This window comes from Piscinibacter gummiphilus, assembly GCF_032681285.1.
Taxonomy (GTDB): domain Bacteria; phylum Pseudomonadota; class Gammaproteobacteria; order Burkholderiales; family Burkholderiaceae_C; genus Rhizobacter; species Rhizobacter gummiphilus_A.
Window position 1 is genome coordinate 3,618,813 of the sequence record NZ_CP136336.1, and the last position, 12,115, is coordinate 3,630,927.

Genomic DNA, 12,115 nt, shown 5'->3' on the forward strand with positions numbered 1-12,115 from the left:
TCACTTCGCCGGGCAGTCCCGCCCGGTGCCGCCTTCGGGCGAGGGCGCCTGCTGCACCACGCCAGGAGCACACACGCCCGGCGATGACGAGGTCGCCAGACGGTAGAGCCGCTTGAACACGTTGACCGCCGAACCGGGCACTGACTGGCCGCGCCCCAGGTCGGCCTCGGCTGCCGGCCTCACGCTGAAGGCGAGTTCGGTGCTGCCAGGTTGGCCGGTCGCCTCGGGCGAGTTGGCGCCGCCGTTGGCCACGTCCTGCGTGCTGCGGTCTTCCACCACCGGCAGCGGAGGCGCAGTGCCGGTGCCGCTGAGCCCGCCGGGGATGGTGGCGCCGGTCACGCCCTGCCCGCTCGTGCTGCCCACGCCGGTGCTGCCGGCCGTGCCGTTGCCCACCGCGCCGAAGCCGGCGCCGACACCGGCGAAGCCGACGGTGCTGTTGTTGAAGCCCGGAATGCCGCCAAGGCCGGGGATGGCCACGCCGGTGTTGGAGTCGAAGGTGCGGGTGCCGTTGGAGGTGTCGATCACGCCGTCATACACGAACACTCGCGTGCCCACGCGTGTGGTCGAACTCGCCGTCGACACCGCATCGGCCAGCACGTTGGTGACCTGGAAGGTGCGCGGCTCGCTGAGCGGGTTCAGCGGCTGCAGCGCGCCGAAGGGCGTGGGCTGCAGGAAGCGGGGCACCAGCAGCTCGTAGTTCGGCGCGATGGTGGCACTGCTTTGCAGTGCGCCCGTGGTGCTGCCGGTTGAGGTGAGGACGCCCCCCGACAAGGCCACGCCATCGGCCGTGCCTGGACGGCTGAGCGCTGGGCTGGACAGGCGCACGATCGCCGTGGTGCCGAGGTCGCGCCAGCCGCTGGCCGACCACGCGCTCACCTGCGTGGCCCCGCTGGGCGCGCTGTTCGACAGCGACGACAGGTTGACGTTGGCCAGCGTCACCTGCTCCAGCCGGGCCAGCTCGCTGCTGCCGCTGGTTTCGATGCGGAAGGTGTGCGTGGCGGTGCCCGCGCCATTCGGCAGTTGCACGACTTCGGTGACGAGCTGGTTGCCCGAGTCGCGGTAGGTGCGGACCGCCAGCGCCGGCACGGTGACCGAAAACACGCCTTCGACCGGCACCGTCGAGGTGAGGTCGGGAATGACCAGCTGGTTCAGGCTCGCCCCATCCACACGGAAGAAGTAGCTGCTGAAGTTGGCACTGTCGGCCATGCGGATGCTGGTGTTCCAGACCTGGCTGCTCGCATCGCCGCTCTCGCGGAAGCTCAGCAGCTTGAGGCCGATGCCGTGGGTGGCAGCCACGACGCCCGACTGCGTGGGCGCCGAGACGATGGGCGTCTGGGTGAGCGTGGTCAGCACCGGCGTCTCGGCGAGGCGCATCGGCGTCTGCGCGGTGTGATTGGCCACGCCGGCGATGGTGGGCGTGGTGATGGCGATCTCGCGGCTGGCCGCCGTGCCGGTGGTGGGTGCAACGAGTGTGCCCACATTGGCCGGGTCCTGGTAGTTCGCCACGTTGTTGGCGATCTCGATCTTGGCGATCTCCTGGGTGACGACCCTCAGGTTGCCCAGGCCGTCTGTCGCGGCAGGCTCACCGCGCACGCTGTCGATGGCGATGCCCTGGTTCGGGCCGGAGGCCACCACGCCCGCCAGGGTGACGTTGTGCACGGCCAGGTCGGAGGCATTGAGGCTCGCGAGCGTGGAGAGCACGCCCACCATCTGGTAGCTGCCGTCGGGGTTGCGCACCCGCACGCCGGCGGTGTCGACCACGAAGCCCTGTGCATCGGTGCGCACCTGGTGCAGCGGCGGCGGGTTGCCGGGGCCAGCCTCGTACCACGACACGATGAAGTTGTTGACCGGCAGCTGCGCCATTTCGAGCGTGTTGTCGAAGAGGCCCAGCACGCGGCCACCGATGCGGATGCCGTAGCCGATCTTCAGGTCGTCGCTGCCGCCGCGCACGCCGTCGGTGCCCACGCTGTCGTAGCCGCGCGAGTAGACGCTGCTGCCGAGGTAGACCCCGTCGGTCGCACCTGTGCCGGTGGAGGTGAGCACGATGTCGCCCTTGTTCACCGCGATCTCGTTGTTGCTGACGATGCGGCGGCCCGCCGTGATGGACAGGCCGGGGGTCGTGTCGGTGGCGTTGGCGTTGCCGTCGAGGTTGAGGCCGTTGAGTTCGACCGAGCCCGGCGTGGCGATGTAGAGGCTGCCGACGTTGGGCCGGTACTGCGACAGGTACCCACGGGCGAGGTCCACGTAACCCGTGTTCAGCAGCACCGGGCTGCCGGCGAAGACGCCGCTCGCATTGCCACCCAGGCCGCGTCGCAGGGTGACGTCGCCTGCGTTGGTGTGGATGTAGATGCTGTTGTAGGCAATCATTTCCCCAACATCCACGCTGCCGTCCGAGTGGATGACGATGCGCGACAGTGCTGCATCGTTGCCGGCATCCAGCGTGGCGTTGAGCGCAGCATCGTTGCTGGTGCCACTCGACAGCACCTGCACGCCGCCGGTGCCTGCCTCCAGCGTGATCGTCCCGCTGCGCGTCTGGATGTCGCCGTTGACCGTGACGGTGGCGCCGGTGAGTGAAATGTCGGAGCCCGTGCCTGCCGCACGGATGCCCCCGGTTCCGAGCGTCACCGGCCCGTTGAAGGACAGAAGCGATACCGATCCGGCCGCACCGGCCTGCGTGGTCGCAATGCCCGCCCCGTCCTGGATCGACAAGGCACCCATCGCGGAGACCGCCACGGCCCCGTCACTGAAGATGGAGTTGCGAACCGTCACCGCACCTTCGCGGCTGGTGATCGACACGCCACCGGCGCCGGACACAGCGCCTGACACGTCCACTGCGTCGCGTGCCGTCACGAAGACGCTCGTTGGCCGCGTCACGGTCGATGCGTCGGCGCTGCCGGCCAACGCCGCGATGGCCTGGCTCACGGTCACATGCCCCGCGCCCGACGACAGGTTGATGTCACCGGCGCCGAGCACGGTCGCCGCCGTGACACCGGCCCCACCGTCGATGCCGACGTCGCCCCCAGCCTGCACGCGCAAGGGCGCAGCGGTGGTGCCCGCGTGGCCGGTCGTCGCCACGAGCTGGACGCCCCCACTGCTCACCAGGCCCCCTTGCGCCGCGCTGGCGCCTTGGGAGGTGATATCGCCGCTCGTGGTGAGCACCGAGATGCCTCCGCTGCCCGCACGGGCACCCGCCAGCGACACCGGCCCGGCGGCGTGGATGTCCAGGCCCTGGGTGGCCGTGCCCCCCACTCCAGCGATCGCCTGGCGCACCGTCACGCCGGCGCTGGTGGAGCTGAGCGACGCCGTGCCGCTGCTCGCCAGCACCCCGAGATCGATCGCGCCGCCTGCCGTGACCGTGGCCACGCCGCCGCTCACGATGCCGACGTTGTTCGCAGCGCTGCTCACGGTCGTGCCCGCCGTCACCAGCACGTTGCCGGCGTTGCTCTGAAGCACCGCATTGGCGAGGCTCACCGCGCCGTTCGTGCTGGTGACCTGGGCGTTCCCCTGCACCAGCGCACCGCTCAGGCTCACGCTACCCGCAGCGCCGACGACCAAGCTCGACACGGGCGCCGCTGCCCCATTGGCGGTCGCCGACACGAGCGCATTGCGCACCGTCACCGCCCCACCGGCGCTGCGGATGTCGACCGCCCCGCCACTGAGCACCTGCCCGAGATCCACCCCCGCACCGCCGCGGAGGTTGGCCGCGCCGCTGCCGGTGTAGAGCACCGTGCCATTGGCCTGGCTCAGCGTGCCGTTGGTCGCGGTGAGGTTCAGCGTGCCGTTGTTGAGCACGATGCTCTGGTTGACGGCGAGGTTGTTGCCCGCCGTCAGCGTGAGCCCGCCGCCCGCCGTGCCGCCACCGCCGCTCACGAGCCCGTTGACCTCGGCATCGACGGTCACGTTCTGGTCGGCCGAGAGGGTGACGTTGGTGCCGCGGGTGAGGAAGTAACGCAGTTGGTCGGCCGAGACCTGCGAGTCGCCAGAGCTTGTCGCCGCGATGGTGAGGTTGAGCGGGTCGAGCAACAGCGAGCCTTGTTGGCCATTCGTCGCGAAGACGCCGACGTCGCCCTGGAAGCCGAGCGTGCCTTTGGAAGAGACCTCGACCTGGCCGGCATTGCCGGCCGTGCTGCCGCCGTTCGCGTCGATGCGGCCGGCGAACTGTGTGTTCTTGTCGGACCACAGCACCACGGTGCCGCCGTCGCCGTGTGTGCCGCCGCTGGCATCGAGCGTCGCGCCTTGTGCCACGTTCACCGTGTCGGCATGGGCCAGCGCACCGCGGCCTTGCCAGTCGCCGCCCACGGCGATGCTGCCCTGCCCGCCGGTCGCGGCGAGCGACGCACCCGAATGCAGGTGGACCTCGCGACCCGTGACGTCGACGCGCCCCCCACGCTCGCCCGAGGTGTCGAGCGTGCCGCTCACGTTCACGCGGGTGTTGGCATCGCCATGCAGCGAGATCAACCCGGGCGCGCTGGTGAACGAGGTGGCGCGCACCGTGCCGCTCAGGTTGATGAGGTTGTCGACCAGCCGCTTCACGGTGGCCACGCTCAGCTGCACGCGCCCGCCATCGGCCACGATATCGCCGCTGTGGTCGACGCGGGCCGCGAGCGGCTGGCCGCTCGCATCGGTCAGCGCCGTCATCGCGGCCGGGTCGACCACGAGGTTGACGAGCTTGTCGCCATAGAGGTCGAGCACGAAGGCATCACCACCGGCCAGCGCCACCTTGCCCAGGCGCGCGGTGATCACGCCGCTGTTGGCCACCTGGCGCCCCACGAACGCCGCGAAGCCGCCCTCGGCGACGGTGATGCGGCCCTGGTTCTCGACCGTCGCGCCCGGCTTGCCCGGCTCGTTGAACTGGAGGCGGCCGGCCATGAAGTCGGCGTTGCTGAGGTTGGAGGTGGTCGCCGTGAGGGCGCCCACGTCGACCTGCGCCGTGCGGCCGAAGAGGATGCCGTTGGGGTTGATGAGCAGCACCTGCCCGTTGGCCGTGATGCGCCCGAAGATGGCCGACGGGTCGTTGCCCACCACGCGGTTCAGGATGGCCGCGCTGGCGTTGGGCTGCACGAAGTTGACGGTCTCGTTGGCGCCGACGTTGAAACTGCGCCAGTCGATGGCCGCGCGCTGAGAACCCTGCGTGACGGTGGTGAGCGCGCCGTTCTGCTGGATCGACGCCTGCCCGGCCGTCACCGAGCCCCCCTGCGGCGCCGCCTGGGCGAGCGGCATCGCCAGCAGCGTGCTCGCGCCGAAGATCAGCGACATCTCGCGCGACAAGCTGCGCAGGCGGAATGGCGTGGTTGCGTGTTGCTTCATGTCCTGGTCCCTCAGAAATCGATGCCCAGGCCGGCGAAGACGCGGGCCTTGCGGTTGCCTTCGCTGGCGACGTCCTTGCGGCCGGGCTTGCCCACTTCCAGGTAGCCCCGGGTGCGCGCGGGGCCGCTCAGGCGCACGCCCAGGCCGGTCGACGACAGCGAGGTGGAGAGGTAGGAGCCATCGACCTGCCGGCGCTGTACCTTGCCGCTCTCGGCATAGACGTAGACCGTCGACGCGACCCGTGTGCCGCCGAGGTCGTAGCGCAGCTCGAGCTTGGCCGCAGAGCCCTTCTCGCCGATGACCTCCGATGGGTCGAAGGCGCGCAGAAAGGTCTCGCCTCCCAGGCCCAGTTGTTCGGCGGTGGGCAGCTTGTCGCTCGAGCCCTGCGCGGTGCCGGCGAGCAGGGCCGACCAGTTGCCGGTGATGCTCTGCAAGCGCGCCGCGTAGACGGTCCACTTGCTGAACTGCGGGTTGGCCGAGCCGACGGGCAGCTCGCTTTGCTTGTCGGCCCCGAGGCTCGACAGGCCCTTGGACCACTCCGCGTCGAGCAGCGAGATGCCGCCCCAGCCGTCGGCCACATCGCCGGTCAGGCCGAGCCGCAGTGCGCGGATGTGGTCTTCGCTCGCGATGGTGCCGGCCACCTCGGAGCTGTTGTCGTAACCGGCCAGCGTGGCGCGCGCCGAGAGGTTGGCCTGGCGGCTGCGCAGCAAGGCCTGGCTCAGGCCGAGCGAGAGGTTGTCGCTGCGGGTGTCGATGTTGCTCAGCGCGACGTCGGTGTCGGGCTGGGAGCGCGAGGCCGAGAGACTCAGGTTGAACTTGAGGCCGTTGCGGCCCAGCGGCATGTCGGTGGCATACGCGAGCATGTTGAGCCGGTCGTCGCCCGAGCCCACCCAGCGCAGCTGGTGGCGATCGAAGTCACCCACCAGGCCCCGCACTTCGCCCGAGGCTTCGAGCCGCAGGCGGCCTTGCGAAGGCGCGCTGCGGTTGTGCGCCGAGAACGAGAACTCGCTGCGCTTCTGGCTGGCCACGAGTTCCAGGTCCGACGCGTTCGGCGTGGCACTGGCCTTGAGGTTGGCCTGCGACGACACGCCCGGCAGCTCGCCGATGAGCAGCAGGCTGCGTTCCAGCGTGGCGAGTTGCAGGGGTCGGTCGCTCTTCACCCGCTCGAGGTAGGGCGCGAGCTTCTCGGGCGGCAGGCCGGTCACGTTGACCTGACCGATGAAGCCTTCGACGACCTGGATGCGCAGCACGGCCACGCCGAGGGTGCGGATGTCCTGCGGCGGGATGATGGCCTGCGAGAGGATGTAGCCCGCCGCGCGGTAGCGCGCCGAGATGGCGGCGGCGATGCCGAAGGCATCGGCCAGCGTGATGGGCTTGCCCACGAGCGGCGCCCACGCCGGTGAGAGCGATTGCGTCGAGAGCGCGGTGTTGCCGTTGAGCTGCACTTCGCCGAGGAGGAAGCGCACATCCTGCGCACCCGCCGGCACCTGCTCGGCGAAGCGCGGCGTGTCGATGCGCACGCTGTCGCGCCGCACCGGCTCGGGTGGTTGGCGTGTGTCTCGCTCCACGCGGCCCGGTTGCACGGCGCCTGCCTGCGCCCACGCGCCGCCGGAGGCGGCCCACAGCGCTGCCAGCATGCACGGCAGCGACACCCAACGTTGTTGACCCAAGGCGAACCCCCAGAGTTGCGCCGCGATGTTCCGCGAGGCGCCTCGCACCGACATCCCGCATTCGAAGGACAGGTGACTTCGGTCATACCTTTCGGGTGTTGCCGCGGTGCAGCAGCGGCGCGGATGGTGTAGCGTTGCCGCCGCATCACCTGCCTGCTCTTCGTCCCTCCATGTCTTCGTTCCGCAACGGCCTGCTGCTTTGCACCATCACGATGCTGCTGGCCTCCGCCGCCCAGGCTCAATCCAATTCGTGCGAGCTGCTGAAGCAGACGCTGGCCTCGCGCATCCCGCCCGAGATCAAGGGCTACGCGATGGACGATGTGCCGGCAAGGACGCCGGTGCCTTCGGGCGGCAAGGTGATCGGCACCTGCGAAGGCGGTGCACGCAAGGTGATCTACCGGCGCTTCGGTGGCCCGCCGCTCGTGGCCGACGGCGCCACCGCCACGGCGCCTTCCGCCGCGTCGGCGCCTGCGCCCGTGGCCGTGCAACCGAAAGAAGCGCCGAAGCCCAAACCCGAGCCGGTCGCGCCGCCCAAGCCCGTGCCGCCACCCGTCGCGTCGGCACCTGCGGCTTCCGTCGCCAAGCCAGCCCCCGCGGTGGCCGCACCCACACCCAAGCCGGCGCCTGCGCCCGCCTTCGTGCCCGCTCCAGTCGTGCGCCCCGCGCCGGTGGCATCGGCCCCGGCATCCGCAGTGACGCCGGCCAAGCCGAGCGTCGCCGAGACGCCGACCGCACCCCTCGTGACCCGCGCGGCGCCGACACCGCGGCCTGCGGAGCCAGCCGCCGTGCCCCTGCCACCCACTTCCACGCCCGCTGCCGACGACGGCGAGCCCGGCTTCTTCAGCGCCTACGGCACATGGTTGTGGCTGCTGCTGGCGCTGCCGCTGGTCGCCTGGCTGTGGGCCTGGGTCTCGCACCGCATGGCCTACGACGAGGCCGGCCTGCCGCGCGGCCCGCGCCTGTGAGTCGAAGACAATCGCCGCCCTTGCATCCAGATTTCACAAGCGATGAGCGACGAGACCAAGCCCACCCTGCCCGACCACCTGTCATGCGACCCGCGAAGCCCGCATCACGTGGCCGCGGTGTTCGAGCACCCGATCGGCATCCGCCTCAACGGCAAGGAGCGCCACGACGTCGAGGAGTACTGCATCAGCGAAGGCTGGGTGAAGGTGCCAGCCGGCAAGACGCTCGACCGCAAGGGCCAGCCCCTGATGATCAAGCTCAAGGGCACGGTCGAGGCCTATTACCGCTGATGACTCACCGCTGACCAGGCGTCAGCGCGGCGGCACCCTCGCCGCCGCGGCCGAATCGAGCGCGCCTTCGCCGCGCGCAATGGCCGCGTCGTACATCGCGGCCACACCCGGCATCACGAAGAGCGGGAAGCCGCCCCGCTCGGCTTCTTCGAGCATCAGGCGCACGTCCTTGCGCGCCATCGTCACCTCGAACGAGGGCTTCGTCACATCACCCGACTCGATGCGCGCCGCACGCGCCGGCAGCATCGCGCCCGGGTTGAAGTTCTTGAAGAGCGAGAACGCTTCGCTGGTCGAGATGCCGCAGGCGGCGGCCAGCCGGTTCACGTCGCCGAGCACGCCCATGATGCCGATCAGCGTGAGGTTGCCGAAGAGCTTGAACGCGGCGGCCCGCTCGGGCGCCTCGCCGAGGTACATCACGTTGCCGGTCATCTTCTGCAGGTCGGGCAGCAGCGTGTCGTGATGGGCCTTGTCGCCCGAGACCAGCATGAGGCCGGTGCCTTCGTGCGCGTTGGACGGTGCCATGAACACCGGCGCATGCACGAAGGTGATGCCGCGGCCCTTCCAGCGCGCCGCGCGCTCGGCGGTGGGCGTGGGGGCGGTGGTGGTGTGGTCGACGATCCAGGTGTGCTTCGCGATGCGCCCGGCGAGCGGCTCCAGCACCGCGTCGACCGAGGCATCGTCGGCCAGCGAGAGGTGGATGCGGCTGGCACCCTCGAGCGCAGCAGCGGCCTCGTCGAAGGCCTTGATGCCGGCGCGCTCGAGCGCGCGCGCCTTGGCGGCACTGCGGTTCCAGATCTGCACCTGGTGGCCGTTGGCCTGCAGTCGGTCGATGAAGCCGGCGCCCATCAGCCCCGTCCCGAAAAAAGCGATCTTCATGAGGTGTTCCTTCAGTGGGAGTGTGACCAGCCGGCCATGCGGTGGTCGGCCTGCCGCATGAGGGCGTCGGCATCAGAGCCGTAGTGGAAGGCCGAGAGAAAGTCGTCGAGCCGATAGCCCGGCTGCACACGCTGGATGGCGGCGGCCATCTCGAGCGCCTGCTCGCGGCGACCGGCCATGGCCAGGCAGTGCTTGGCGATGCTCATGATGTGCACGTGCGCGTTGGGGCGTGCCGCGGCCTTCATCGCCCAATCGGCCGCCTCGTCATAGCGGCCCAGCCGCAGCAAGGCGAGCGCGCGGGTGCCCAGCATGGCGAAGAGCAGCGGGTCGAAGGGGCTCAGGTCGCGCGCATGGTCGGTGGCCTCGATGGCGAGCTGCGCGTCCCCCGACTGCGAATGCACGAAGGCGCGGGTGTAGTGGCCGTGCGCGAAGTTCGGGCTCAGGTCGACGCAGATGTCGAGCTCGGCGATCGACTCGTCGAGCCGACCGCGCAGCCAGTGCGCCCGGCCGAGCGCCCAGCGTGCAGCGGGGTCGAGGTCGTCTGCCATCAGGCCTTGCGACGCGATGCGGTAGGCCTGCTCCTCGGCCTGCGGGCGGTCGGACCAGCCGAGAAAGGCATCCTGGAAATGGGTGAACGACAGGCCGGCGTAGGGCCGCGCGAAGCTCGGGTCGAGCTGCACCGCGGTCTGGAAGAAATGGCGCGCCTGCTCGTTGTCTTCGCGGTTGAACCGCATCATGTGCCAGAGGCCGCGGTGGTGCGCCTCCCAGGCGTCGAGCGAGTTGGGTGACTTGAGGATGGCGCGGTTTCGCTCGGCCACCTCGATCTGGCCCGACAGCGAGGCCACGATGCGGTCGCCGATCTCGTCGAGCACGCCGAAGGTGTCGCCGAGGCGGCCCTGGAAGGTGTCGGCCCACAGCACACGGGCGGTGCGCGTCTCGCTCAGTTGCACCGAGACGGTCAAGCGCCCGCCCGGCTCCACGCGCAACGCGCCGCCAGCCACGTAGTCGACATCGAGCCGGCGCGCCGCGTCTTCGGCGCCGATGCGCCGCTCGTCGAGCGCGAACACCGTGCCTTGCGCGATGACGAACATGCTGCGCAGCTTCGACAGCCGCGTGATGATGTCGTGCGCCAGTCCGTCGCCCAGCCCGCCACGGGCGCTCACGCCGCGCGAGCGGTCGCTGAAGGGCATGACGGCCAGCGAGGCGCGGCGCGCACGCGCCGGCGGGAGCGAGGGCTCGGGCTCGGACTTGATGACCTCGACGGCGACGACCAACGCCGGGCGACTGTGGCGCTGCTTCGCGGCACGCCAGGCGTGGCCGATCGCGCCCCAGTCCTGCCCTTCGGCTTCGTACTGGCGCGCCACCACCGCGAGGTGTTCGTCGCCCTCGCGCAGCCGGCCGCTGGCGGCCAGCGCGTTCAAGAGGCCCTCGTGTGCCCGGCCGTCGAAGGGCGCGAGCCGCAGCCACGCTTCGAAGGTGGGCACCGCCTCGTCGGCCGCAGGCGGCAGCGACATGGCCAGCTGCTCCAGCACCGCGGCGTGCGCCGCACGGAAGCGGCGCCGCTGCGCCGTGAGCCACGCCGTGTAGGCGGCGCTGCGGGGGATGTCGAGACCTTCGAGGAAGTCGCCCCGAAACTCGAGCGCCCAGGCGCGCAGCGCTTCGGCGCCGAGCGTGGCCACGCCGCCCTGCAGCGCATGGGCGAGCCGAGTCGCGTCGACATCTACGCCTGTGAGGTCGAGCCGCAGGCTCTCGCCTTCTGCCAAGACCCGCGTCTGGCCTTCCTCATCGAGCACGCCGCGCAGCTTGCTCAGGCACCAGCGGAGTTCTCCGCGTGGATCGTTGGGCAGGTCCCAGAGCAGCTCGCACAGGTGGTGGCGCGACACGTCATGGCCGGCCAGCGCCAGGTAGGGCCAGCAGCGCGCGCACCTTGCGCGACGAGGGCAGCACCACCAGGCTGCCCGCACGGCTGAGCACGAGCGGGCCCAGCAGCTGCAGCCGCAAACCACCGGTTCCCGTGATGGCCTCGCTTGTTTCCACGCCAGTTCCCACGCTCATTTCCACGCTGGTTTCAACGCACCGCTTCGACAGTCCTGTGCACGGTCACACCGAGGCCAGAACCCGGTAGCCGAGCCTGTCAACACAAACCTTTGGAGCTCATGTCATGAATGCATTTTCCACCGCGAGCGCTGCCACCGACGCCAGCACCCCCGACTTTGCGGCCATCAAGACCCGCCAGCAGGCGGCCTGGTCGTCCGGCGACTATGCCGTCGTCGGCACCACCCTGCAGATTGTGGGCGAGTCGCTGTGCGAGGCGCTCGACCTGCGCTCGGGCCAGCGTGTGCTCGACGTGGCCGCCGGCAACGGCAACGCCACGCTCGCCGCCGCGCGCCGCTGGGCCGAGGTGACCTCGACCGACTACGTGCCCTCGCTGCTGGAGCGCGGCCGCGCCCGTGCCATCGCCGAAGGCTTCCAGGAGATCGACTTCCGAGAAGCCGACGTCGAGGCCCTGCCCTTCGACGACGCGAGCTTCGACGTGGTCGTCTCGACCTTTGGCTGCATGTTCGCGCCCAACCATGTGCGCACGGCGAGCGAGATGCTGCGCGTGTGCCGCCCCGGCGGGAAGATCGGCATGGCCAACTGGACGCCCGAGAGCTTCATCGGCGAGATGTTCAAGGCGCTCGGCAAGCACGTGGCACCGCCGGCCGGCGTGAAGTCGCCTGCGCTGTGGGGTTCGCGCCCGCATCTGGCCGAGCTCTTCGAGGCGCACGGCCAGATCCGCGCCGAGTCGCGCCAGTTCATGTTCCGCTACCGCTCGCCCGAGCACTTCCTGGACGTCTTCAAGAGCTGGTACGGCCCGGTGCACAAGGCGTTTGCCGCGCTCGACGTGACGCGGCAGGCCGCGCTCGCCGACGACCTGCTCTCGCTGATGGCCCGCTTCAACCGCGCCGACGACGGGACGCTCGTCGTGCCGAGCGAATACCTGCAGGTCGTCATCACCCGCGCCTGAAC

8 protein-coding genes are annotated in these 12,115 nt (G+C 70.3%); 3 read left to right on the forward strand and 5 right to left on the reverse strand.

The window, feature by feature from the left end:
* Together RXV79_RS16900 and RXV79_RS16905 are read right to left on the reverse strand one after the other, a co-directional pair.
* Nucleotides 1-5,307, reverse strand: coding sequence for a two-partner secretion domain-containing protein (locus RXV79_RS16900; protein WP_316699116.1), 5,307 nt, complete (start codon nucleotides 5,305-5,307; stop codon nucleotides 1-3).
* 11 nt (nucleotides 5,308-5,318) lie between these two features.
* Nucleotides 5,319-6,977: a ShlB/FhaC/HecB family hemolysin secretion/activation protein gene (locus RXV79_RS16905; RefSeq protein WP_316699117.1), complete on the reverse strand. Its 1,659-nt coding sequence runs from the start codon at nucleotides 6,975-6,977 to the stop codon at nucleotides 5,319-5,321.
* A gap of 170 nt (nucleotides 6,978-7,147) precedes the next feature.
* On the opposite strand from RXV79_RS16905, the gene RXV79_RS16910 reads away from it, so the two are divergent.
* Nucleotides 7,148-7,942 carry a DUF1161 domain-containing protein gene (locus RXV79_RS16910; RefSeq protein WP_316699118.1) on the forward strand — a complete coding sequence of 265 codons (795 nt, stop codon included), beginning with the start codon at nucleotides 7,148-7,150 and terminating at the stop codon, nucleotides 7,940-7,942.
* 42 nt (nucleotides 7,943-7,984) lie between these two features.
* Nucleotides 7,985-8,230, forward strand: coding sequence for a DUF3297 family protein (locus RXV79_RS16915; RefSeq protein ID WP_296717189.1), 246 nt, complete (start codon nucleotides 7,985-7,987; stop codon nucleotides 8,228-8,230).
* 21 nt (nucleotides 8,231-8,251) lie between these two features.
* Here the strand turns inward: RXV79_RS16915 and RXV79_RS16920 are convergent, their stop codons facing one another.
* The 3 genes from RXV79_RS16920 to RXV79_RS16930 are packed head-to-tail and all read right to left on the reverse strand — an operon-like array spanning nucleotide 8,252 to nucleotide 11,161.
* Nucleotides 8,252-9,106 carry an NAD(P)-dependent oxidoreductase gene (locus RXV79_RS16920; protein ID WP_316699122.1) on the reverse strand — a complete coding sequence of 285 codons (855 nt, stop codon included), beginning with the start codon at nucleotides 9,104-9,106 and terminating at the stop codon, nucleotides 8,252-8,254.
* 11 nt (nucleotides 9,107-9,117) lie between these two features.
* Nucleotides 9,118-10,989: a BTAD domain-containing putative transcriptional regulator gene (locus RXV79_RS16925; protein WP_316699124.1), complete on the reverse strand. Its 1,872-nt coding sequence runs from the start codon at nucleotides 10,987-10,989 to the stop codon at nucleotides 9,118-9,120.
* 1 nt (nucleotide 10,990) lies between these two features.
* Entirely contained in the window at nucleotides 10,991-11,161 is a 171-nt protein-coding gene (locus RXV79_RS16930; protein WP_316699126.1) for a hypothetical protein, read from the reverse strand.
* A gap of 106 nt (nucleotides 11,162-11,267) precedes the next feature.
* Here RXV79_RS16930 and RXV79_RS16935 point away from each other — a divergent pair, with 106 nt between their 5' ends.
* Entirely contained in the window at nucleotides 11,268-12,113 is an 846-nt protein-coding gene (locus RXV79_RS16935; RefSeq protein WP_316699127.1) for a class I SAM-dependent methyltransferase, read from the forward strand.
* Nucleotides 12,114-12,115: the final 2 nt, after the last annotated feature.